This window comes from Streptomyces cinnamoneus (assembly GCF_002939475.1).
GTDB lineage: Bacteria > Actinomycetota > Actinomycetes > Streptomycetales > Streptomycetaceae > Streptomyces > Streptomyces cinnamoneus_A.
Map to the genome: position 1 here is coordinate 2427583 of NZ_PKFQ01000001.1, position 22315 is coordinate 2449897.

The window sequence follows — 22315 nt, forward strand, 5'->3', positions numbered from 1 at the left end:
TCGATGTCGCAACTGCCCCCACAGCTGACGGCGTGCCCCGTCTGTCACGAGCCACTGGAGCCGGCCGACAACTTCTGCGGCGGCTGCGGCGCGGACCTGTCGGCGGCGCCACCCCCCGGCGACACGGGGTGGCGGCGGACGGACACGCCGGTGGTCCGGGGAGCGGACGACCACCGCGCCGCCCCGCCGGGCGGCGCCGTGCCCGCCCAGCCGGCCCACGGCGCCGGCACCGGCAGGGCCTGCCCGGCCTGCCGGTCGGGCATGATCGACAACGACGGGTACTGCGAACACTGCGGGCAAGCACAGCCGCACGAACGGGATCACATGGAGCACGAGTCGGCAGGCGTCGCGGCGGTCAGCGACCGCGGCCTGCGCCACCACCGGAACGAGGACGCGTTCACCGTGTCCACCACCGACCTCCCCGACGGGCCGCCGGTCGTCGTCGCGGTCGTCAGCGACGGGGTCTCCTCCGCCGCCCGGCCCGACGAGGCGTCGGCCGCCGCCTGTGCCGCCGCCCACGACGAGCTGACGACGGCGCTCGCCGGGGGCACCCCGCCGCGCGAGGCCACCCATCACGCCGTGGTCCGCGCCGCCGAGGCCGTCAGTTCGCTGGCGGCCACCGCCGCCGAGGCCCGCGAGCACGACCGCTACCGCCAGGAGAACGCGCCCGCCTGCACGATCGTCAGCGCGGTCGTCACCGGCGACCTGCTGACGGTCGGCTGGGTCGGCGACAGCCGCGCCTACTGGGTGCCCGACGACCGCTCCACCCAGCCCGCCCGGCTCACCGAGGACGACTCGTGGGCCGCGCAGATGGTGGCCGCGGGCCTGATGTCGGAGGCCGAGGCCTACGCCGACGAGCGCGCCCACGCGATCACCGGCTGGCTCGGGGCGGACGCCTACGAGGTCGAGCCGCACACCGCCTCGTACCATCCCGACCGGCCCGGCGTGGTGATCGTCTGCACGGACGGCCTGTGGAACTACGCCGAGTCCGCCGAGCACATGGCGGCCATCGTGCCCCCCGACGCCCGCTCCCGGCCGCTGGAGTGCGCACGGCGTCTGCTCGCCCACGCCCTGGACGGCGGGGGCCACGACAACGTAACAGTGGCGGTACTGCCGTTCCCGGCCCGGCCCGAGGGGGCAGGATCGGCCTGACGGCCCGAGCGTCCACGGGGGGATCGTAAGGCGGTGCCGGCTTCCTGGGGGCCCGCATGGCCGTCCGCCCGCCGCACGCCCATGTGAGCACCACCGCTCGGACCACGGGGAGTACGAAGGAGGCGGATCAGATGGCGGATCGGACGGGCAGCCGGGGGGCGGGACTCACGCATCCGGGAGTGCCGGGGTTCTCTGTCGAGGTGTACCAGAACGTCAACCTCCCCGAGGGCGGCCGCGAGGTCAACGCGATCGTCACGGTCACCGCGGACGGCGGCGGCCCGGCGGTGCCGGTGCCTTCGGCGTCCCCTTCGCCGTCCGCCTTCCCGCTGAGCGCTCCCGCGCCGGACGCGGCCGTGGTGCTGATGGTCGACTGCTCCGGCTCGATGGACTATCCGCCGGCCAAGATGCGCAGTGCCAGGGAGGCGACGGCCGCCGCCGTCGACGCCCTGCGCGACGGCGTCGCCTTCGCCGTCGTCGCCGGCACCCACCAGGCCCGGGAGGTCTATCCGGCCGGCGGGCGGCTCGCGGTGGCCGACGCCACGACCCGGGGGCAGGCCAAGGAGGCGCTGCGCAAGCTCAGTCCGGGCGGCGGCACCGCCATCGGCACGTGGCTGCGCACGGCCGACCGGCTGCTGTCCTCCTCCGACGCCTCCATACGCCACGGCATCCTGCTCACCGACGGCCGCAACGAGCACGAGGAGCCGGATGCCCTGAGGGCCTCCCTGGACGCCTGCGCGGGGAGGTTCACCTGCGACGCGCGCGGCGTGGGGACGGACTGGAAGGTCCAGGAGGTCACCGGCATAGCCTCCGCCCTGCTCGGCAGCGCCGACATCGTCGCCGATCCGGCCGGCCTCGCCGAGGACTTCACCCGCATGATGGAGGCGGTCATGGGCAAGGAGGTCGGGGACGTCTCCTTGCGGCTGTGGACCCCGCAGGGCGCCGAGGTGGTGTTCGTCAAACAGGTGGCCCCCACGGTCGAGGACCTGAGCGACCGCCGCCGGGAGGCCGGCCCGCGGGCCGGTGACTACCCGACCGGCTCCTGGGGCGACGAGTCCCGCGACTACCACGTCTGCGTGCGGGTGCCGAGCGCCCACGTGGGACAGGAGATGCTCGCCGCCCGCGTCTCCCTGGTCCTGCCCACTCCCGACGGCGCGCCCCCGCACGTCCTGGCGCAGGGGCTGGTGCGCGCGGTGTGGACGGACGACCTGGTGGCGTCGACGGCCCTCAACCCGCAGGTCGCCCACTACACCGGCCAGGCCGAGCTGGCCCAGGCCATCCAACAGGGCCTGGACCTGCGCAAGTCGGGGGACCTCGACGGGGCCACCGCCAAGCTCGGCCGGGCCGTGCAGCTGGCCAGCCGCTCGGGCCACGCGGACACCGCGAAGCTGCTGGCCAAGGTGGTGGACGTCGTGGACGCGGCGAACGGTACTGTGCGGCTGAAGGCGAAGGTCTCGGAGGAGGCGGAGATGACGTTGGAGACGCGCTCCACCAAAACCGTCCGCGTGAAGAAGTGAAGTAGAGCGAACGGCTCGTCCGCGCACGACCTGTCGTCCGCGCGGGGATTTTGTCGACACGGCGCTAGAGGGGGAATCGACCGACATGCCGACCTGCCCGAACGGCCACCAGTCGGAGGCCGAAGACTGGTGCGAGGTGTGCGGCCACCGGATGTCGGGGCCGGCAAGGCCCCCGGGTGCCGTTCCCCCGCCCCCGCCCGCGCCGCCCGGTGGCGGCTACGGCTATCCGCCCGGCGGCGGCGACCCCACAGTGCAGGCGGAGCTGTGCCCGCAGTGCCGCACGCCCCGGGAGGCGCAGGCACCCTTCTGCGAGGAGTGCCGCTACAACTTCCTGACCAGGTCGGCCACGCCCTACGCGCCGCCGCCCCCGTCGGCGCAGGGCTTCCAGTCGGCCCCGCCGCCTCCGTCCCAGCACACCCAGCCTCCGCAGAGCTTCGACTACCACGGCTCGCGGCCGTCGCGGATCAACCGCCCGGCGGAACCGCTGGAGCCCCAGGAGTCCCACGAGGGCTACGGCAGCGCCGAGGACGACTGGGTGCTGTCCCCTCCGCGGTCCGCCCCCGCCGCACCGCCGGCCCCGGCCGCGCCCCCCGCCCCGCCGGCACCGCCCGCCCAGCCCGGGTACGGGTACGAGCCCTATGACGCGCCCGGGGCGCATGAGCCGTACGGGGCGTACGCGTCGTACGAGCATCAGGGTGCGCAGTCCGTGGCCGAGGGCGCGCCCCGGCCGGTGCCGCCGTCGCCCGGGGTGCCCGCGCAGTCCGCGGGCTGGGTCGCCGTGGTCGCGCCCGACCGGGAGTACTTCCTGGCGATGATGAACCGCAGCGGCCCCGAGGCGGCGGGCCTGAACCTGCCCGCCTACTCCCCCGAGCTGCGCTTCCCGCTCAGCGGGCACCAGGTCACCATCGGCCGCCGCCGGCACAGCACCGGGGAGTCCCCCGACATCGACCTGTCCAGGCCGCCGGAGGACCCGGGCGTCTCGCACCAGCACGCGATGCTCGTCCAGCAGCCGGACGGCGACTGGGCGGTCGTCGACCAGGACTCCACCAACGGCACCACGGTCAACGGCTCCGAGGAGCCGATCCAGCCCTATGTGCCGGTGCCGCTCCAGGACGGGGACCGGGTGCACGTGGGCGCGTGGACGACGATCACGGTGCGGCGGGACTGAGGCGCCGCGCGGGCGGGGGCCGGGTGCCGGGAATGGTCCTAAGGCGCCGGTCCTCGGCCGGGGCGTCTGAGACCATGGAGGCGTGAAAGAGATTCCGCGCGGCACGCTTCAGGAGCAGACCTTCTACGAGCAGGTCGGCGGCGAGGAGACCTTCCGGCGCCTGGTCCACCGCTTCTACCAGGGTGTGGCCGGGGACCCGCTGCTCAGGCCCATGTACCCGGAGGAGGACCTCGGCCCCGCCGAGGAACGCCTCGTCCTCTTCCTGATCCAGTACTGGGGCGGTCCGCGCACCTACAGCGAGAACCGCGGCCACCCCCGGCTGCGGATGCGGCACGCGCCCTTCACCGTCGACCGCGCCGCGCACGACGCGTGGCTGCGGCACATGCGGGACGCGGTGGACGGGCTGGGCCTGGCCCCCGAGCACGAGCGGCAGCTGTGGGACTACCTGACGTACGCCGCCGCCTCCATGGTCAACGCGGCGGGCTGAGCCCGGCGGCCGGTCCCCCTCAGGCGGGGGTGACCGTGAGGTCGCGGAGGCCGCCGCCGGTGCTGACGGCGATGGAGCCGTAGGGCGTCCGCAGGCGCAGCCAGCCGCGTGCGGCGAAGAGGTCCAGCGCTCCGGACGGCGACGGCACGCCGCCGCCGGCGCCCGCCTGGGCCGGTACGGGCCGCAGGAAGCCCAGCGACTGGGCGGCGTGGACCGCGCGCAGGGGCAGTCCGGTCTCGCCCAGGGTCCGCGACCAGATCTCCCGGCCCATGCGGTCGCGCTCGGCACGGGTGCGGCGCTGCTCGGGCAGCGCCTTGTCCCGGGCGCGGAACTCCGCCACCGCGGCGCTGACCGCCCCGCGCACGGCCTCGGTGCCGGGCAGCCCCGGCACCCGCCGCCAGCCGCCGCGCGGCGGCAGGACCCCGGCCCAGGGCGGGCCGGTGACGGTCTCGGGGACGGTGACCTCCAGGCCGCCGTCCGGCAGGGGGCTTCCCCCGTCGATGGCGTCGGCGAGCCGGCCCGCGGAGACGGTGACGTCCAGCAGGGCGTGGCCGGTCAGCCGGGCCGTGCGGATGGCGAGCACCTCGAACGACGGCGGGCGGCCGAACACGCCGAGCACGCCGCCGCCGGCCTGGAGCCGGACGGCGGCGGCACGGTCGTAGTGGATGAGCCGGGCCAGGAAGGCGGCCAGGTCGGCCGCCTCTCCGGCGTCGGCGAAGGAAAGCCGCTGCGTCATGCGGCGACGGCCTCCTCGTGGTGGGGCGCCACGATCAGCCCCGGGTGAGCTTCTTGTAGGTGGCGCGGTGCGGACGGGCCGCGTCCGGGCCCAGGCGCTCGATCTTGTTCTTCTCGTACGACTCGAAGTTGCCCTCGAACCAGAACCACTTGGAGTCGCCCTCGTAGGCCAGGATGTGCGTGGCCACCCGGTCCAGGAACCAGCGGTCGTGGGAGACGACCACAGCGGCACCGGGGAAGTCCAGCAGCGCGTTCTCGAGCGAGGACAGGGTCTCGACGTCGAGGTCGTTGGTCGGCTCGTCGAGGAGCAGCAGGTTGCCGCCCTGCTTGAGGGTGAGCGCGAGGTTGAGGCGGTTGCGCTCACCGCCGGAGAGCACGCCGGCCGGCTTCTGCTGGTCCGGGCCCTTGAAGCCGAACGCGGAGACGTAGGCGCGGGACGGCATCTCGACCTGGCCGACGTTGATGTAGTCCAACTCGTCGGAGACGACGGCCCACAGCGTCTTCTTCGGGTCGATGTTGGCGCGGCTCTGGTCGACGTACGAGATCTTGACGGTCTCGCCGACCTTGATGGAGCCGGAGTCCGGCTTCTCCAGGCCCTGGATCATCTTGAAGAGCGTGGTCTTGCCGGCGCCGTTCGGGCCGATCACGCCGACGATGCCGTTACGCGGCAGGGTGAAGGACAGGTCGTCGATGAGGACCTTGTCGCCGAACGCCTTGGAGAGGTTGTTGACCTCGACGACGACGGAGCCCAGACGCGGGCCCGGCGGGATCTGGATCTCCTCGAAGTCCAGCTTCCGCATCTTGTCGGCCTCGGCCGCCATCTCCTCGTAACGGGCCAGACGCGCCTTGGACTTGGCCTGGCGGCCCTTGGCGTTGGAGCGGACCCACTCCAGCTCTTCCTTGAGGCGCTTCTGGCGCTTGGCGTCCTTCTGACCCTCGACCTTCAGACGGGAGGCCTTGTTCTCCAGGTAGGTGGAGTAGTTGCCCTCGTAGGGGATCGCGCGGCCGCGGTCGAGCTCGAGGATCCACTCGGCGACGTTGTCGAGGAAGTAGCGGTCGTGGGTGATCGCCACGACGGTGCCCGCGTACTTGGCCAGGTGCTGTTCCAGCCAGTTCACCGACTCGGCGTCGAGGTGGTTGGTGGGCTCGTCGAGGAGCAGCAGGTCGGGGGCCTCCAGCAGCAGGCGGCACAGCGCGACGCGGCGCTTCTCACCACCGGAGAGGTTGACGACCGGCCAGTCGGCGGGCGGGCAGCCCAGCGCGTCCATGGCCTGCTCCAGCTGGGCGTCGAGGTCCCAGGCGTTGGAGTGGTCCAGATCCTCCTGGAGCTTGCCCATCTCCTCGAGCAGCGCGTCGGAGTAGTCGGTCGCCATCAGCTCGGCGATCTCGTTGAAGCGGTCGAGCTTGCCCTTGACCTCGGCGACGCCGTCCTGGACGTTCTCGAGCACCGTCTTGGACTCGTCCAGCTCCGGCTCCTGCATCAGGATGCCGACGCTGTAGCCCGGCGACAGGAACGCGTCGCCGTTCGACGGCTGCTCCAGACCGGCCATGATCTTGAGGACGGTGGACTTACCGGCACCGTTGGGGCCGACCACACCGATCTTCGCACCGGGCAGGAAGCTCAGCGTCACGTCATCGAGGATGACCTTGTCGCCGTGCGCCTTGCGCGTCTTGCGCATGGTGTAGATGTACTCAGCCAAGAGAAACCGTCCGGCAATCGAGAAGGGCCAATGTGCGGCTCCGCCGCGGGAGGGCAGATACACCCCATCTTGCCGTACCGGAAGCCCTGGGCGGAAACGCATTGCGGCCGACGGGCCCGCGAGCCGGTGACCGGCGGGCGATGCCCGGTCACCGACCGTGGGCGCGGGTTTCCGTCAGGCCTTCCCCGGCGGGGCCCCTCCGTCCCGCCGGGCCCCCTCTCGGCTAGGCCTTCCTGCGGCGCAGGAGGTACACGGCGCCGCTGCCGGCCACGATGAGGGCTATCGCCACCCCCGCGATGACGGGGGTCGTGCTGCTGCTGCCGGTGCTGGCCAGGTCGCCGCCGGTGGTGGAGCCGGTCGTGGCGACGCCGCCCGTCGCGGGGCTCGGGGAGGCGGAGGGCGTACCGGCGCCGCCGGCGCCGCCGCCCGCGCCGCCGGCGCTGCCGCCCTCGGCGGTCTTGCAGTCGAGGATCCCGGAGAACGTCTTCGAGAAGCCGTTGGGCCCGGTGATGGTGATCTTGTACGCCTGGTCCTCGCCGACCTTCACCAGGGTGGTCTCGGAGCCGCCGGGCTGCACCGTGTGCGTCTTGCCGTCCAGCTCGAAGACGAAGGGCTGGTCGCCCTTGTTCTCCGCGGTGATCTCCACGCCGCCCTTGGCGCAGTCCTTCTTGGCGGTCAGGGCGGGTATCGCACCCTTCGACGCCCAGTTCGCCGTGGCGGTGGCGAAGACGGTGCTCTCGCTGGAGCCGGCCAGGATCATCGTCTGGGTCTTGGTGTGGTCGCCGATGAAGGCGCGGCCGACCGGGACCTTGGTGGCGGCCGAGGCCTTGAACGAGACGGAGCCGTCGGGGGCCCCGGCCGGCACGTCGAAGAACAGCCGGCCGCCGTCGGCCGTCGTGATGACCGGCTTGCCGGCCTCGTCGACGACCTTCACGTTCTTGGCGACGGCGTCACCGGAGGGGGCGACGGCGACGCTGCCCGCGTTGGTGTGCACGGTGACCGGGCCGATGCGCTGCCCGGGCTTGCCGGAGACGGCCGGCGGGGTGAGCGTGAGGGACGCCTTCGGCTCCTCGACGTCCTTGGCGCTCTCGTAGAGGTAGTCGGCGAGCTTCTCGGCCGCGGGGTTCTTCGCCTCCACGTTGACGTTGTCCGAGTAGCGCCAGATGGCGACCTGGGTGCCCGTGGCCGCGGTGTTCGCGTCGAGGACTCCGGCGCCGGAGTCCTTGGAGAGGGCGGCGAGGTCGTTGATCTGGGGGTAGGAGTGCTGGAGGATCCAGCGGATCCTGCCCGCGTTCTTGTTGTCGTGCAGGGACGACTCGCCCCAGCCCGTCTCCTTGTACTTGGCGCCGTCGACCGTATTGGTGAGGATGTCGATGCAGTACGTCTGGAGCGTGCCGCCGCCGTCGACCTTCATCTCGAACAGACCGGCCATGACCGGGCCCGTCTTGCGGCGGTCGTGCACGACGGCACCGCCGCCGGCCGTTATCTTTCCGAGCGTCGCGGTGACACCGCCCTGGTTGTGCGGTGCGTCGTCCGCCGCCGCGGAACCCGCCCCGGCGACGGTGCCGGCGACGGCCAGGCCGGACGCCAGCACGGCCGCGGCCAGGCGAGCCGCACCCCGCCTCTTCACAGAGTTCATGGATTTCCTTTCGGGCGGGCGCGTGTCACGCGAGGGCCGGCTGTGGGCCATGGCGGACGCGCCCTTCCGGGCAACTCAAAACGCAGTAGCCCCCGTTGCTATGGAGGGGATCTTAAGGAGCGGGCAGAAGGCGATCCCCACTCATGACGTCGCATAAGCGATCCGAATCGGAATCGTTATCGCTTAAGGCGGTTCGACCTGGGATTATCGACAAATCGCCGGGACAAACCCCCCATTTCAGAGGGGCGCCGCCATGGCCTGCTCCTCCGCCGGCGGCACCTCGACACCCCCGCCGACCAGGACCGGAAGCACTTCCGGGGCGTCAGGGCCGGGATTCGGCGGCCGGTCTGACGGGGCGCCCGGTGAGTCGTACGGCATCGCCCGTGGAGCGTCGCGCCGTCCCCCGGGCGGCGAACCGCCCTGAGCGCCGGCCATCCGCACCGGATCCACGGGCAGCGGCTTCGCCGGAACCACCCGCCGGAAAGCCGAGGTGCCGCGCGCCAGGTCGTGCCCGATGGACACGGCGTCGATGTCCGCCGACAACCACCGCTTTCCTTCGCGCTCCTGCTCCTGAATTCTCAACTTCCCCTGGACGATGAGCGGTTCTCCGACCGACACCGAGCCGACCACGTTCGCCGCCAGCGCCCGCCACGCCCAGACCGTGTAGAAGCTCGTGTAGGCGTCCGCCCACTCCTGTCGCTGGCGGTCCCAGCGGCGCACCGTGGCCGCCAGCCGGAACCGCGAGACGGCCGAGCCGTTCGCCGCCTGCCTGAAGTCCGGCTGCGTCGCGACGTTGCCCACGACCGTCACCAGTGTCTCGTTCACTGCGAACGCCTCCCCCGTCGGCCGGCCGGGCCACCCCTGTCACGCCGTCACATCGCCGCCTGTGACCCGGCCTGTGAGCTCATGGTGCCCGCGATCGTCACGGTGCGCTGAGGGCTGTGGACCAGCAGCTGGCTGGGGAAAACCCGGTCACCCTCAGGCGCACCAGAGGCATCAGCCGAGCCCGCAGGCCCCAGCCCTCACACCTCACCCGCCGCGATCACGTACTGCGCCCGGACCTCCCGGTAGCGCAGCAGCTCGGCCACCACCGGCTCCAGCACCCGCGCCCGGCCGCACACCGCCGCCGCGCTCCGCAGGCGGCGCTCCGTCTCCAGTCCGAACCCGCGCGCGGGCCCCCGCGCCGCCAGCCGTCCGCCCCAGCCCAGCACCGGGGCCGTCGCGGCGCCGCCGACCATCAGTGCGCCGGGCCCCCACCAGGGCCCGCCGAGCTCCCCCACGCAGGCGCCCGCGAACCACGCCGTGCCCAGCAGTTGCACGGCCAGCAGGGTCTTCTGCCCCGTCGCGAGCGCCCGCCACCACCGGGGCCGCTCCGACGCCCCCGCTCCGGCGGCGCGCCCCCGCCGGAGCGTCGCCCGGCCGGAGTCCTCCGCTTCCGGCGCCACGTGCCCGGCGCCCGTACGCCACGAACCCGTGCGGCCGCCGCCCCCGTGCCGGCCACCGGCACCGCCGCCACCGGGGCGCCGCGCGCCCGCGGCGGCGCCCGCCACCATGTCCGCGGCGGCCGACGCGGCGATCTCGTCCAGGGCCTCGGCCAGGCCTTCCGCGCCGCGCCCGGCCGCCTCCCGCACCGCCTGGGCCCACGGCCCGGGCAGCCCGGCGGAGGCCTCGTACGCCAGGGCCCTCACGGCCCGCTCGACCAACGGCCGGGACGCCGTGCGGCGCGGCACCGGAACGCCCGCCACGAGCGTCTGCTCGCCGTCGCCCGCGCCGTCGCCGGCCGTGCCCGGCGCGCCCTTGCCGCGCCGCTCGCACCACATCCGCAACCGCGCCCACGACGAGCCGCAGGCCCGTTCGGCCTCCCGCCGCCACGCCCGTTCGGCCGCGAGGCCGGCGGCCTGGGCGCCCACCGCCTCGGCCAGCCGGTCCTCGAACTCCTGACGCGCCCACTCGGTCAGGCCCGGGCGCCCGTCCGCCACGTAGGCCGCGCGCAGCCGGGACGAGACCCCGTCCACGTCCGCCGTGAGGCGCATCTCCGCCGCGCAGCGCCGGGCCGCGAACAGTCCGAGCGCCTCCCGCAGTTCGCCGACGCCCGCGCCCGTCAGCGCCGACAGCGCCAGCACCGCCGCCCCCGGCTCGCCGTGCTCGCCGAGCGCCAGCCCGTCCTCGTCCAGCAGCCGCCGCAGGTCGTCCAGCACCTGGTCGGCGGCGTCGCCCGTCAGCCGGTCGACCTGGTTGAGGACGACGAACGTCACCTCCGCGTATCCCGCCAGGGGCCGCAGATAGCGCTCGTGCAGCACGGCGTCCGCGTACTTCTCCGGGTCCACCACCCAGATCACGGCGTCCACCAGCCCCAGCAACCGGTCGACCTGCTCGCGGTGACCGGTGGCCGCCGAGTCGTGGTCGGGCAGGTCGAGCAGGACCAGGCCGCTGAGGGTGGGGTCGTACGGGCGCACCGGCTGCCGGCGGGCGCGGGCCGGGATGCCGAGCCGGTCGAGGAGCCCGTCGGCCCGGTCGGTCCAGGCGCAGGAGACGGGCATGGCGGTCGTGGGCCGCCGCACCCCCGCCTCCGAGAGCTGGGCGCGGGCGAGCGCGTTGAACAGCGTCGACTTGCCGCTGCCCGTCGCCCCGGCGATGGCCACGACCGTCAGGTCCAGCGAGTGCCGCTGCCGGGCCGCCGCTTCCTCCAGCACCCGCCCCGCCTCGGCGAGGGTCCGCCGGTCCAGCCGGGCCCGGGAGAGCCCGACCAGCTCGCGCAGCGCGTCGAGCCTGGGCCGCAGCGCCTGCCCGGCGGGCGAGGTCATGCCGCGGGGCGCGCGCGGCGCGGAGGGGCGTACGGGCGGAGTCTGGCGCTCGGGTGGCGGCAGGGGCCGGGTGACGGGGGCGGGGCGGGTGCGGCGGGCGATCAGGCCGTCGTTCCAGACGCGGTCGCCGCGGCGGGGAGACGTGGGGGCCGACACGGCCCCGAGGCGCGGCGGGGCGGCATCGGCGGAACCGGGTGGCGCCTCGGACGCCGGGGCCGGTGCGGAGGGCGAAGACGCTGAAGGTGCTGACGACGCTGAAGGCGTGGAAGGCGTCGCATCGGACGCCGCGACGGATGCTCCGTCGACTGCCGCGTCGTCCACTGCGTCGGCTGCCGCGTCGATCGCCACGTCGACCGGTGCGTGGACCGGTGCGTGGGCGGGCGCGTCAGCGGTCGACGGGGTCGGCTGCGCTGGCAAGTGAAGTCACCTCTCTTTCTGCAACAGGGACAGCGCCGCGATGAGTTCGACCTGGTGGTCGGGGGTCATCTCCAGGGCCTCCAGGGGGGCCGCCCTGCGGTCCCGCTCGGAGTCGAGCACCCGCTCAAGGCAGTCGGTCAGCAGTTCCCCGCCCCGGTCCCGCAACCGCAGGGCGATGCCGGCCCCGAACGTCTCGGCCAGCGTCTCGCCGGCGGCGGCCGCCCTGCGGCCGCCGAGCAGGGCCGCGCCCAGCAGCGCGGCCGTGCGCTCGGCCTCGGTACCTCGGTCGCGTTCGGCGGCCCGCACCTCCTCCTGGGCGATCTCCTCCAGGCAGCGCCGCCAGCGGCGCACGGCCACGCCGATGCGCGCGCTCGCGCCGTCCGGGTCGCGGGGGGCCAGCGCGACCTCGGCCGCCGGGTCACCGGCACAGCCGGCGGCGATCTCCTCGTCGGCGGCGTCGGCGGCACAGCTGAGCAGGGCGATCAGGGAAGCGGTGAGGGAGGTGAGGAGCTCGTCGGGGTTGCTGTCGTGGGGATAGCCGCGCCAGTGGGTCAGGGCGTCGCCGGCGAGCGCCTCGCCGGCCTCGACCTCGCGCCGCACGCGCCGGGCGGCACGCCCGTACGCGTCCTCGACGCGCGCCAGCAGGCGGACGGCGGCCGCGTGCTGGACGGCCGAGGCGCCGGCGAGGCCGGGCAGCCGTGAGCCCAGCGAGGAGAGCACGCCGCGCGCGGTACGGGCGGTCGCCACGGTCCGCGCGGCGGGGTCCTCGGCGCGCTGGGCGAGCCAGTCGCGCAGCCCGGCGACGGCGGTGGCGGGCAGCAGCCCGTTGCCGTCGGCGGACTCGGGCAGCTCGGGGATGGTGAAGCGGGGCACGTCGCCCAGGCCGGCGTGCTCCAGCAGCGCGTCGTACTGCCGGGACACCTCGACGGCCACCTGGTGGGGGACCCGGTCCAGGACGGTGACGAGGGTGACGTCGTACTCCTTGGCCGTGCGCAGCAGGTGCCAGGGCACGGCGTCGGCGTAGCGGGTGGCGGTGGTGACGAGCACCCAGATGTCGGCGGCGCAGATCAGTGAGGCGGCGAGATCGCGGTTGTGCGCGACGAGGGAGTCGATGTCGGGCGCGTCGAGGAGCGCGAGGCCGTGCGGGAGCGCGCGATCGGTCTCGATGCGCAGCGCGAGCGGCTCACTCTCGCTCTCTTCGTGCGCCTCCGCGCCCCCTGAGCCGTCCAGCGCCTCCGGGTCGAAGGCGGTGCTCTCCTGGGCGGGCACCCATACGCGCTGGAGCTTGGGCAGCACACGCGGACCGGCGAACCAGTGATGATCGTCGGGATGACACACCAGAACTGGCGTTCTGGTTGTCGGCCGCAACACGCCCGCCTCAGTGACCCGACGCCCCACGAGCGAGTTGACGAGGGTGGACTTGCCGGCCCCGGTGGATCCCCCGACGACCGCGAGCAGCGGAGCTTCGGGGGCGCACAGGCGGGGCACCAAGTAGTCGTCGAGCTGCGCCAGGAGCTCGTCCCGGTTCCGCCGGGCGCGAGCGGCGCCTGGGAGGGGGAGCGGGAAGCGTGCGGCGTCCACGCGGTCACGCAGCGCGGACAGCGCGTCAAGGAGCCGGGGCCGTACGTCCAAGGTCGCCACACGTGCAGAATGCCCAATTCTGGTGTGTTTTTGAAGCGTATAGCCCTTGTCGCGTGAGGCGTGGCGCAAGGGGCCCAGGCATAACGAGTAGACAACACCCGGCGACTGAGGCGTCAAAAACGATGCGAAAATCGCACCTGCCTGCGATTATCAGGACCGCTTCACCGAACCTCCACATCGTGTTACGGAGGTGAAGCAACCGGGACGAGGTACGCGGAGCCCTATCCTTGTCCCCGGCAAGGTCACGGCACCACCGAGCCCGGGGCTTCAGCCGTCCGCGACCGCCGCACACACCGGCCCCCGTAGCTCAGTGGATAGAGCAGGCGCCTTCTAAGCGCTTGGCCGCAGGTTCGAGTCCTGCCGGGGGCGCACCGCAGGCCCTCCCTTGGGGAGGGCCTTTTTGCTGGTCAGACGACGTACGGCCGCACTGCCGGGCACCGGACCTCCCCCGGGCGATCTCCGGGAGGGTCCGGCTGCCTCCGGCTGTCACCGGGCGTCTGCGGGTGGCCACGGTGGATACGCGGTGGCGTTTCCCGTCGGCGGTCAGCCCCCGCCGTACAGGTCCGCGAGATCGTCACCAGCCTCGATGCGCTTCTGCAGGTCCTTGAGCTGGCCGGAGATGCATCGTGCGTACGTGGCGAGGAGAACGGGAACGCTGTTGCCGGCCCACTCGGCGACCTGGGCAGGCGGGATCCCGTTGTTGAGCCACGTCGTCAGGCAGGTGTGCCGCAGGTCGTAGACGCGCTTGCCGAGCGGCGACGCGTACTCGTCCGGGGTGAGGACCTTCCCTCGCGCGGAGCGCCAGGCCCGGCGGAAGACCGACCCGGCGAGCAGGTCGCCCTTCTCGCCGGGGAACAGCAAGTCGCCGGACTTCAGCTCCTCCGCCTCGATGTGGTCGCGCAGGATCTTCGCCAGGGCCGGGCGGCAAGGCACGGTCCGGGTGTCATCGGTGGCTCGGCCCTTCAGCCCGCGTTCCTCGTGCACGTCACCCGTATCGGTCCATTGCTTGCCGACCTCGGGCTGTGCCGTATGGAAGAGCAGTTCCCCCCATTGATCCTCGGCATCCTCCGCCGGCAGGATCGCGTCCCGTACGCGCATCGCCACGACTTCCTCCGGCCGTGGCCCGGCGAGATAGATGGTGGCGAAGAACGCGTGCAGCCGCCGGCCCCCGCGAGGGCGCTGCCAGATCCAGCCGAGTAACGCCCCCGCCTGGGCGGGGTTGACCAAGCAGCGCTTGTCCACGGCCGACGACGTCTTGGGGGAAGTCCCTCTGCCCTTCGGAAGGGGGTTTTCTCGCAGGATCCGGTGTTTGACCGCGTACTCCATGGCCACATTCAGGATCCGGCGGTTGCGCTTTGCCGACGATGCGGCCCCGGGCATGCCGTCCAGCTTGGTGGCCAGGGCATTCAGCACCTCCTCGACCTTACGAGGGTCCTCCCACGCGGCCATGGTGAGGGTGTTCCGCTCGATCCACCTGAGGATCGCCACGACGTCGGCCGGGGCCGAGTCGCGACGCTTGGTGTTGAAAGCCCACTCCCGCAGGGCCCTGCGGACATCAATGGGCTTGAAGCTGCTCGGCTGGGCACGCAGGAGCACGACGGTGGTCGTCATCAGCGCCTTCGCGACGTTCTTGCGATTGTTCCCCGAAGTCCGAGCCCATTGAGCGTCGGTGAACCGAAGGGCGAAGTCGTACCAGTTCACGGCGCTCGCCCCGGACTGGTGAGATACAGGCCGCCCGGTCGTGAGGCTGAAGGCCTCGCCCCGCCGGGTGGCGCTGACGAGCTCGGAGCGGAACGCATCGGCGAGGGCGCGTGTCACGAACGGGGCCCGCCATTCCCTGCCGTCCAATGTCCAGCGGACCGTGTACGTGGTGCCGCGGGCCTGCTTGCGCGTCCCGATCTTCCAGACCTTGACGTTGTACGTGGTGTCCATCAGTCTCGGTCCTCCCGATCGTCGAGCCAGGTGTTCAAGTCGCTGCGGCGGATCCGGAGGTCTCCGTTCGGGAGCTTGATGCAGCGCGGCGCGCGGCCCTTCGCGCGCCAGTCGTAGAAGGTCGATGGAGAGATCCGGAGTTCGGCGCAGAGCTCGGCGAGGGTGAGCATCGACCGCATGCCGGAGGTGGACGTCGTCACTGCGCCGTCCTCTCGCTCGGCTCGCAGCAGGGGTGAGCTGTTGCACCCTGCGTGACGAGGGAAGGGTCAATCGGAGTGCGGCAGACCGCGCAGAGGACGGTCGAAACAGAGATGTGCTGCAACTCAGCACCCGGAGTGCCCGCAGCACCCGCCAGCGGCTCTTCCCGCTGTTCAAAGGGGAAGCGGATCCCGGGTGCTGGCGTCGCCTCAGCACCCGGTGCAGCTCCCGCAGCACCCGGAACAGGGTGCTCACGAGTGCTGCCGGGCGCTGTGCGGGTGCTGGGCTCATTGTCAGCCCCCGGGCGCTCATGCTGGTCATCTGCGGTTCCGGGCGCTGCGGGTGCTCCGGGTGCTGGAATGCGGCTTCCCTCTAATGAGGTGAGCCGGTAGAGGCGGGAGCGGTTGCCGTCGGGTTCACGCTCCGTATCGTCCACGTCGATGCCGATCGCCCTCAGCGCGGGAGCGAGACGCTTAAGCTGACCGCCGGCGCGGGTGGCGTCCTTGGGCCACTTCTTCGGGAGCTTCTCCGGGGTGGCGACCTTTTTCAGGATGTCGCCCGCGGTCATACGGACCCCGGCGGGGCCGGCTGCGCGGACGAGGTCGACTACTGCACGAGCGAACGGCTCGCCTTCCAGAACATCGGCGACCGCATCGGCGGCAGTGGCACGGTAGCTGCCCTGGGTGTCCCAGCCCGTGACGTGGTCGACTGCCGCCAGAACGCGGGCGAAGTCGGCCATGCGTGGGCGGTGGGTGAGCTCCACCTCGGGAAGGACCCTCAGGACTTCGACGAGGAGGTCGAAGAGCGAGGCGAGGACGGCAGGGTGGGCGTCCCGGTACGCACGGTCCAGCTCGGCTTCCTCTCGCCGGTTCCGGTCCGGGATGGTGTGCAGCTCGATGGTGAGCAGACGCTCGGCGAGATCTCCGGCGAGGGCGCCCGCGTCGATAGTGGTCATGGCCAACACCCGGCGGAATTCCAGGACCACGACGTCATCGTCGGTGTAGAGGGCACGGTCGACGATTCCGTCCCCGGTCACTGCTCGGCACAGCGCGTCGGAGAACCAGTCCGGGATGTACGAGACGTTGTCGATACACAGTGCCCAGGAGTTGAAGGCCTGCGTCGCCCAGGACTTCACGTCCCGCGGTGCGGTCCGTTTCGGAGCGCCGGAGGGGTCGACGATGCCGATCACCATGGCGGCGCCCTTGGACTTGCCGGTGCCTTGCTCACCTCGGAAAGTGAGGATCGGGTGAGGCAGGTCCGGGATGAACGAGGCGACCAGCCATGCAACGAGCAGGTGGAATCCCTCGTCGCTGGTGTTCATCAGGCCTCGCAGTTTGGCCAGGCCGTCGCCGTCGCGGACGGGCATGGGGAGAGCCTTCATGGCACCGGAGCGACGGAAGAGAACCGGCGAGCGGGGACTACGCTCCCAGCCGTCGGGGCCGATGAGGACGCAGCGGCCGTCGGGGGTGGCGAGGTCGACGACGATGCGGTCCTCGTGGCGGGCGGTACGCAACTGCGGGGTGCAGGGCTCGGCCACGGCGGCGACTCCTTCCAAGACGGTCATGGCGTCGGCCAGGGCGGACTGAGAGGGAACGTTGCCGTCGGTGACGTCGGTGTAGAGGCGGGCGAGCTGGGAGCGCAGGCCAGCCTTTCCACGCAGAGGCAGGGCGATGTTCGGGCCGCCCTGGGTGACGGCGTAGGGCCTGCCGTCCTCGGACATGAAGACGTCGTAGCGCTGGCGGGCGAGGGCGACGAGCTGAGACGCCTGCGAGGGGCCTTTGCCCTTCCCATCCTCATTGATCAGGGCGGGCGGAGGCTCGATGGCCTCGCAGTCGGCGGGGAGCTCGCTGACAGGCAGGGGCATCAGGTTGCGCACGGTGGCATCGGGCGTCACGCCGCCGCCTCCGTGTCGCCGTTGTAGGTGAGGCAGCGACCGCCGCCACCGGGGATCCGGATCGGGGGCCACCCCGGGTGTGGCCTTCTGTTCCCAGATACGGCCGGTGTCCGCGCGGCGAGCTTTGAGCTCGGCGACGGTAGGCGTACGGGCGAGCGATCCGGCGATCTTCCGGGCATACGCGTTGGCGTCCGCAGTGACCTCGGCGAACCAGCGGTCGGGGTCATCCTCGGCGAGCCGGTCGAGCCGGGCCTGTTCGGCGACGTGGCGGCGCCACTGCTCGGCTGCCTCGATGATGGCGGCCGCGCGGCGAGGGTCGTCAGCGGAGAGCTGCGACCACTCGGTGCAGCCGTACTCGGGGACGGTCCAGTCCCTGATGTTCGCGGCGAGCGCGGTGACCTGCGCACTCGCCCACAAAGCGGTGGCGTCGGGTGCACCAGGTTCGGGATAGGGCATGCTGAGGGTCTCCTGTTTCTTTGATCGGGACTGGAGACCGGGGCGGGCGGAATTCCTTGGCCGGAGACGCCCGCCCCGGGCGTATCTACTGGCCGGTGCGCCAGCGGGCGTAGGCCTGGCGGACGTAGCCGCGGTAGGACGCCTCGCCCTCATGCCCCATCGGCTGTTCGCCGCATCCCGGCTCGTGGTCTGCTCGGGCGAAGGCAAGGGCAGCGGCTTCGGCGGCCTCCACCGCGTTGGCAGCCACGTCCGGCGCGTAGGTGGCGGCCTCGTCCAGGGCGATGCGGTCGAGCAGCGCCGCTTTACGAAGTCGCTGTTCGCGTTCGGCGGCGGGGGTGCGGCCGCCGGGCCGACCGAGCTGCAAGGACAGCCCCAGGACGTTGTTCATCTCCTTGAGGACCGGCGGGGCGCCCTTGTAGGCGGTCTCGGCGTCCGGCCAGTCCTGGGCGACTGATGCGGCAGATGCACGGTCGACCGTGACGCACTGGGAGTGGTCAGCCGTGATGTACAGGCGGACCCTGTCACCACCGCGAGCGGGGTAGGGGCGGCTCATGGCGCTGATGTCGAATGCGCCGGACAGGCGCCGGGTGATGGCATCGACGTCGCGGCTGTCGCAGATGATGCGGATGTCGAACACGTCTCTCCTCTTGGGGGTCAGAACGGCAGCTGGTCGTGGGCGCAGGCCGGATCCGTGCACCAGGAGTCGTGCGCAGCCGGGCGTCGGCGGCGGGGGAAGCGTGGGATCTTGGGGAGCCAGATGAAGGCCAGGGGCTGGAACGGTGCGCAGTGGCAGTCGTCGTAGCCCGGTTCGTCCACGTCGGGGCCGGCGCAGGTCACTTCGCCCTGGCCGCCGCAGGTGGTGCAGTCGGGGTCGGGTAAGCGGTGCAGGGCCAGGACGGGCCAGGGGCCGACCGTTCGACCGCTCCTACTCGTGGAGACCCAGCCCGCCCAGTAGTGGATGGCCAGCCGGTGGCGGGCCAACAGGTCCCGGATCGCGTGGTGCAGGCGGCGGGGAGGGGGGATGTTCGTCATGCGGCCCTCCGGGTCCTGCGGCGGTGGGCATCGAGGTGGACGACGACGGCCACGGGCTGCGGTTCGCCCGGGGACGGCGGGACCGGGGCGGGCGTGGGCGGCGTGGGGCGGAAGGCGGCGATGGCGGCCGCGGCGGCTTCGTCGTGCCGGCGGGCCAGGCGGTGTCCGAACAGGCAGACCGGACCGAGGATCAGGCCGGGGCCGAGGAGGACGCCGGCGGCGAGGAGATCGGGGTTCACGGGCGTAACTCCCTCATCGTGTTGAGGAGGTCGGCGGTGGTTGCGCCGAGGCGGGCGAGGCGGTGTTCGATGGCCTGCCAGGACTCGGGGTCGATGCTCATCAGCGCGCTGATGGCCGCGGGGACGTCGCCGCGGGCGTGGGCGGCCAGGGCGTCGCGGAGGTTGCCGGCGGCCATGAGGCTGATAGCGCCAGGCGGTGGGGTGGTGCCGGGTGCGGGCATGGGGGCCTCTTCTCGGGTCAGAGGTTGCCCAGGGCATTGACGACAGCCGCGGTCAGCTGGTTCACCGGTCCGGCCGCGCCGGTCGAGGCGAGGTGGAAGCCGAACATGATGGCGATGAACGCGGAGCCGTAGCCGAGGGACTTGGAGCGCAGGAGGAAGCAGAGCACGAGGCCGAACAGGAAGACCATGGAGACGGTCAGGGCCACGGCGGGCCTCCTTTCACGGGAGTTGGGCTGTGGTGGCGGGTGGCGGGTGGCGGGGCGGCTGGGCCGGTGTCCTGGCCGGAGCAGTTGCCGACGGCGAGACCGAGCAGGACGGCGATGAGAGCGAGGTAGAGCGGGCGGCGGATCACCGGGTGCCGTCGCGGTGGAGGCGTGCGGCAGCGTTGTAGAGGTGGCGGCCGACGCGGATGCGGATGCCGTGGCCGTCGCAGCGGCGGCAGGGGCGGCCGCGTCGGGGGCGGCCTTTGCGGTCGGTCTTCATGGCGAAGCCGAGTCCGCGGCACTTGCGGCAGCGGCCGAACGGGCTGGCAGCGCACATCGCCGCGTAACCGAGTGTGACGATGATCAGGCAGGTGATAGCGAGGAGCGTGGGTGTCATCGGGGGCCCTCCAGGGCGGTTTCCGGGGTTTGCGCAGGTGGGGTGCTATGCGCTAGATCGCTGGTGGCGGGCAGTGTGGGGTGCTAGCGGGGGTGCTACCGGTAGCAGGTGGCCCTGCTACCGGTAGCGGCGATCGAGGGCTATGCGATGCCCGGATTTCCGTCACGCTCTGCAATGGCTTTGGTGAGGTCGGCTCGGACGATGCCGCGCCGTGTGGTGCGGGCTCCGTCGTCCGTCGTTCCAGCCACGCCGGTGGTCTTGATGCCGTGCGGCTTCAGCGCGGAGGTGACGTTCTCGCCCTTCCATCCGGCGTAGACGTCCGGCCGCAGTTCGGCGAGACGGGCAGCGATTCGCTCGTTCCACACCCGCTCCTCGCTCGCGGGGACGACGGCTGCGATGTCGGCGAGCAGGTCGTACGACGGCCCCGCAGTTGTCTCGCTCTCCTCCCCGAGGGCGAACCCGGACAGGGTGCCCGCGCCCTTGCGCAGCGCGAGGGCGCGCTGGGCGATGGCGTTGGTGGCCGGGTCGTCCAGGTAGGCGGTGCGCACTACGGTCGGCAGCGGTGCGGCGCCGGCGAGGTAGCCGTTACCGGCGTCGATCTCCGGGCGGAAGGCAGTGGCGCGCACGCCGTTCTTGTACGCGGAGGTGCCGAGGATCATGTCGTTCTCCACCTGTCCCGCGACCCTCAGGCAGAAGCGGATGGAGACGTTGCCGCTGATGCCGGTAGGCAGCGAGTCCTTGTCCGGCCGTTGGGTGGCCAGCACGAGGATCACGCCCAGGGCCCGCCCGAGCTTGATGACGAACTCGGCGTCCTCGCCCGCCTGTTTGCCGTAGGCGGAGTGGGCGAAGACGTTCTGGCACTCATCGAAGACGGCGAGCAAGGGCCAGAGCTTCAGGGAGCGCTTGTCGGCGATCTCGCGGGTGATGCGCTTGTCCGGGCACAGGTCCCGCGGCAGCTTCTTGATGGCCGCAGCCCGGCGCATGACCTCCTCGCGCAGCAGTTTGAGGGAGTCGGCCGCGTACTTGACCGACTCGTCGTCAATGCCGGAGACAAACCGGTGTGAGACGCAGGCAAGGGCGTCCAGGTCGCCGGTGCCCTTGTTCTCGTGCAGCCATAGCTCCACGCTCGGGTCCAGAGCCGCCCCGCAGGCGAGCACACGCACCGAGGCAGTCTTGCCCTGGCCGGGCTGTGAGCCGATCAGCACGTTGTGCTGGATCAGCGGCACCGACTGACTGCGCCCCCGCGGGTCCAGGCCGAACGGGACACGCTTGAACACATCGTGACGGCGCGCGTTCGCGAGCTGCCATTTCACGATGCCGGTCTTGGACAGGTCCCGGTCGCCGACCCACAAGATCAGGCGCCCCTCGTGCTCGGCCGGGTCGGCCTCCGGCCACACGCAGCCCAGCGGGCGACGCAGACCGGAGGCGAGCCGGGCTCGCCGGTCGGCCACATCGCCGACGGTGACACCGAGCGGGAGGTCGATATCGGCGCGCCAGCCCGGGCCTTCCCTGGTGATCGGGGCGACGAACTTGATGCCGTCCAGGCCCTTGGCGACTGCTGAGGCGATCTGGCCAATGCCGATGGAGGCCATGGCCTTGACCACCATGTCGCTGGTGAGCTTCTGCACCTCAGGCTTGATGACGGCCCGGCTGGAGAGCGGCTTGTCCGCCGGCGCGCCCAGGATGCCGCACCAGCACACCGTCACTGCCAGTACCGCCAGCTGAAGCCATAACGAGGCCCCGTAGACCAGATACAGGGTCAGGGCCAGGAGCACGGGGAGGGTAGCGACGGCAACCGCGCCACGCCAGCGCACCCTACGGTCCCGCTGCCGGGTCAGCTTCAGGTACTCCTCAGCGTTCTCCGCGCTCGCGGCAGCCTGCCGCAGCGGCTCGCTCTCGATGTCGGCGACCCACCGCATCCGCCCGCCGATGATGCGCGCAGCACCCGCCGGGGACCGGCCGATGAGCTTCGCCGCATACAGCGGGGAGCGCACCGCGTGGAAAGCAACGGTGTGGCCCACATGGCCGGCCAGCCATGCCGCCGCATCCGTGAACTCCGCCCGGGACTTCAGCCAGCCAGGCAGAACGTCCAGCCGCTTGGAGTCCCTGACCCGGTCCAGCAGCCCCGGACCCGAGGAGACCGGCGCCAACCGGTCGACCAGCACCGGGCCGGAGTCGTCCACCTCCAGGGCACCCGGCCTAGCCACCTGCTCCGGCTCGGGAGCCCCGGCCGAAGCGCGCGCCCCGCCCTCGTGCTCGTCCGTCTCTGCCGGCGGGGCAGGTGCGGACGCTTCGACCGGGGCGGGAGCCGGGGCGGCGGGGCGTTTGGTGGTGATGTCGACGACTTCCGCCGTCTTCTCCTCGGGCGCCTCAACAGGCGGTCCGGAAACGTCTATCTCCGTCACGATGAAAACTGCTCCTTGAAGTGGGAGTCAGGGGCCCGGACGGCGCTTTGGACGGCCGACCGTCCGGGCCCCGCGAGTGCA

The 22315-nt window shown here is 72.3% G+C and carries 20 protein-coding genes and 1 tRNA gene; 5 read left to right on the plus strand and 16 right to left on the minus strand.

The window, feature by feature from the left end; all coding sequences use genetic code 11:
• The first annotated feature begins 3 nt into the window (after nucleotides 1–3).
• The 4 genes from CYQ11_RS10275 to CYQ11_RS10290 all read left to right on the plus strand — a co-directional run bounded on the left by CYQ11_RS10275 (nucleotide 4) and on the right by CYQ11_RS10290 (nucleotide 4321).
• Nucleotides 4–1152: a protein phosphatase 2C domain-containing protein gene (locus CYQ11_RS10275; protein WP_099200489.1), complete on the plus strand. Its 1149-nt coding sequence runs from the start codon at nucleotides 4–6 to the stop codon at nucleotides 1150–1152.
• Nucleotides 1153–1283: 131 nt separating this feature from the next.
• The gene (locus CYQ11_RS10280; RefSeq protein WP_099200488.1) at nucleotides 1284–2666 is read left to right on the plus strand and encodes a vWA domain-containing protein; all 1383 of its coding nucleotides are present in this window, start codon (nucleotides 1284–1286) and stop codon (nucleotides 2664–2666) included.
• 85 nt (nucleotides 2667–2751) lie between these two features.
• Nucleotides 2752–3834 (plus strand): FHA domain-containing protein, encoded by a 1083-nt coding sequence (locus CYQ11_RS10285; protein ID WP_099200487.1) that lies wholly within the window; start codon nucleotides 2752–2754, stop codon nucleotides 3832–3834.
• 82 nt (nucleotides 3835–3916) lie between these two features.
• The gene (locus tag CYQ11_RS10290) at nucleotides 3917–4321 is read left to right on the plus strand and encodes a globin (protein WP_099200486.1); all 405 of its coding nucleotides are present in this window, start codon (nucleotides 3917–3919) and stop codon (nucleotides 4319–4321) included.
• Nucleotides 4322–4340: 19 nt separating this feature from the next.
• Here CYQ11_RS10290 and CYQ11_RS10295 read toward each other — a convergent pair whose 3' ends face one another.
• The 6 genes from CYQ11_RS10295 to CYQ11_RS10325 form a co-directional block, all read right to left on the minus strand.
• The gene (locus CYQ11_RS10295; protein ID WP_099200485.1) at nucleotides 4341–5057 is read right to left on the minus strand and encodes a DUF8010 domain-containing protein; all 717 of its coding nucleotides are present in this window, start codon (nucleotides 5055–5057) and stop codon (nucleotides 4341–4343) included.
• Nucleotides 5058–5091: 34 nt separating this feature from the next.
• On the minus strand, nucleotides 5092–6756 hold the full coding sequence (gene ettA / locus CYQ11_RS10300) for an energy-dependent translational throttle protein EttA (protein WP_099200484.1): 1665 nt from the start codon (nucleotides 6754–6756) through the stop codon (nucleotides 5092–5094).
• A 223-nt stretch (nucleotides 6757–6979) separates the two neighbouring features.
• The gene (locus CYQ11_RS10305; RefSeq protein ID WP_099200483.1) at nucleotides 6980–8395 is read right to left on the minus strand and encodes a Cys-Gln thioester bond-forming surface protein; all 1416 of its coding nucleotides are present in this window, start codon (nucleotides 8393–8395) and stop codon (nucleotides 6980–6982) included.
• A 237-nt stretch (nucleotides 8396–8632) separates the two neighbouring features.
• The gene (locus tag CYQ11_RS10310) at nucleotides 8633–9220 is read right to left on the minus strand and encodes a single-stranded DNA-binding protein (protein ID WP_099200482.1); all 588 of its coding nucleotides are present in this window, start codon (nucleotides 9218–9220) and stop codon (nucleotides 8633–8635) included.
• Between the two features lie 197 nt (nucleotides 9221–9417).
• On the minus strand, nucleotides 9418–11355 hold the full coding sequence (locus CYQ11_RS10315) for a GTPase (protein WP_099200481.1): 1938 nt from the start codon (nucleotides 11353–11355) through the stop codon (nucleotides 9418–9420).
• A 267-nt stretch (nucleotides 11356–11622) separates the two neighbouring features.
• Nucleotides 11623–13248 (minus strand): dynamin family protein, encoded by a 1626-nt coding sequence (locus CYQ11_RS10325; protein WP_099200860.1) that lies wholly within the window; start codon nucleotides 13246–13248, stop codon nucleotides 11623–11625.
• Nucleotides 13249–13553: 305 nt separating this feature from the next.
• Here CYQ11_RS10325 and CYQ11_RS10330 point away from each other — a divergent pair.
• Nucleotides 13554–13626, plus strand: a tRNA-Arg gene (locus CYQ11_RS10330).
• Nucleotides 13627–13800: 174 nt separating this feature from the next.
• Here the strand turns inward: CYQ11_RS10330 and CYQ11_RS10335 are convergent.
• From CYQ11_RS10335 to CYQ11_RS10380, 10 genes are all read right to left on the minus strand, one after another.
• Nucleotides 13801–15189 carry a tyrosine-type recombinase/integrase gene (locus CYQ11_RS10335; protein WP_099200479.1) on the minus strand — a complete coding sequence of 463 codons (1389 nt, stop codon included), beginning with the start codon at nucleotides 15187–15189 and terminating at the stop codon, nucleotides 13801–13803.
• Nucleotides 15189–15368: a helix-turn-helix transcriptional regulator gene (locus CYQ11_RS10340; protein WP_099200859.1), complete on the minus strand. Its 180-nt coding sequence runs from the start codon at nucleotides 15366–15368 to the stop codon at nucleotides 15189–15191. The genes CYQ11_RS10335 and CYQ11_RS10340 overlap by 1 nt, the downstream gene beginning before the upstream one ends.
• Nucleotides 15369–15385: 17 nt before the next feature.
• Nucleotides 15386–17737: an AICE element replication initiation protein gene (locus CYQ11_RS29940; RefSeq protein WP_205041813.1), complete on the minus strand. Its 2352-nt coding sequence runs from the start codon at nucleotides 17735–17737 to the stop codon at nucleotides 15386–15388.
• Nucleotides 17738–17822: 85 nt separating this feature from the next.
• Complete coding sequence (locus CYQ11_RS10350; RefSeq protein ID WP_099200478.1) at nucleotides 17823–18374, minus strand: hypothetical protein; 552 nt, start codon at nucleotides 18372–18374, stop codon at nucleotides 17823–17825.
• A 17-nt stretch (nucleotides 18375–18391) separates the two neighbouring features.
• Nucleotides 18392–18769: a hypothetical protein gene (locus CYQ11_RS10355; RefSeq protein WP_099200477.1), complete on the minus strand. Its 378-nt coding sequence runs from the start codon at nucleotides 18767–18769 to the stop codon at nucleotides 18392–18394.
• Complete coding sequence (locus CYQ11_RS10360) at nucleotides 18766–19008, minus strand: hypothetical protein (RefSeq protein ID WP_099200476.1); 243 nt, start codon at nucleotides 19006–19008, stop codon at nucleotides 18766–18768. The genes CYQ11_RS10355 and CYQ11_RS10360 overlap by 4 nt, the downstream gene beginning before the upstream one ends.
• Nucleotides 19005–19229, minus strand: a complete 225-nt coding sequence (locus CYQ11_RS10365; RefSeq protein ID WP_146104667.1) for a hypothetical protein — start codon at nucleotides 19227–19229, stop codon at nucleotides 19005–19007. The genes CYQ11_RS10360 and CYQ11_RS10365 overlap by 4 nt, the downstream gene beginning before the upstream one ends.
• Before the next feature lie 17 nt (nucleotides 19230–19246).
• Nucleotides 19247–19435: a hypothetical protein gene (locus tag CYQ11_RS10370; protein ID WP_099200474.1), complete on the minus strand. Its 189-nt coding sequence runs from the start codon at nucleotides 19433–19435 to the stop codon at nucleotides 19247–19249.
• 142 nt (nucleotides 19436–19577) lie between these two features.
• Entirely contained in the window at nucleotides 19578–19829 is a 252-nt protein-coding gene (locus CYQ11_RS10375; protein ID WP_099200473.1) for a hypothetical protein, read from the minus strand.
• Between the two features lie 140 nt (nucleotides 19830–19969).
• Nucleotides 19970–22234, minus strand: coding sequence for a P-loop NTPase family protein (locus tag CYQ11_RS10380; RefSeq protein WP_104650981.1), 2265 nt, complete (start codon nucleotides 22232–22234; stop codon nucleotides 19970–19972).
• Nucleotides 22235–22315: the final 81 nt, after the last annotated feature.

What these genes read in the sequence shown, in the direction of transcription:
- CYQ11_RS10340 (WP_099200859.1), bottom strand. Translation starts at nt 15,368, where the DNA reads ATGCGGTCGATGCTCACCCTCGCCGAGCTCTGCGCCGAACTCCGGATC.
- CYQ11_RS29940 (WP_205041813.1), bottom strand. Translation starts at nt 17,737, where the DNA reads ATGCCCTATCCCGAACCTGGTGCACCCGACGCCACCGCTTTGTGGGCG.
- CYQ11_RS10280 (WP_099200488.1), top strand. Translation starts at nt 1,284, where the DNA reads ATGGCGGATCGGACGGGCAGCCGGGGGGCGGGACTCACGCATCCGGGA.
- CYQ11_RS10365 (WP_146104667.1), bottom strand. Translation starts at nt 19,229, where the DNA reads ATGCCCGCACCCGGCACCACCCCACCGCCTGGCGCTATCAGCCTCATG.
- CYQ11_RS10285 (WP_099200487.1), top strand. Translation starts at nt 2,752, where the DNA reads ATGCCGACCTGCCCGAACGGCCACCAGTCGGAGGCCGAAGACTGGTGC.
- CYQ11_RS10355 (WP_099200477.1), bottom strand. Translation starts at nt 18,769, where the DNA reads ATGACGAACATCCCCCCTCCCCGCCGCCTGCACCACGCGATCCGGGAC.
- CYQ11_RS10335 (WP_099200479.1), bottom strand. Translation starts at nt 15,189, where the DNA reads ATGGACACCACGTACAACGTCAAGGTCTGGAAGATCGGGACGCGCAAG.
- CYQ11_RS10275 (WP_099200489.1), top strand. Translation starts at nt 4, where the DNA reads ATGTCGCAACTGCCCCCACAGCTGACGGCGTGCCCCGTCTGTCACGAG.
- CYQ11_RS10305 (WP_099200483.1), bottom strand. Translation starts at nt 8,395, where the DNA reads ATGAACTCTGTGAAGAGGCGGGGTGCGGCTCGCCTGGCCGCGGCCGTG.
- CYQ11_RS10295 (WP_099200485.1), bottom strand. Translation starts at nt 5,057, where the DNA reads ATGACGCAGCGGCTTTCCTTCGCCGACGCCGGAGAGGCGGCCGACCTG.
- CYQ11_RS10375 (WP_099200473.1), bottom strand. Translation starts at nt 19,829, where the DNA reads ATGACACCCACGCTCCTCGCTATCACCTGCCTGATCATCGTCACACTC.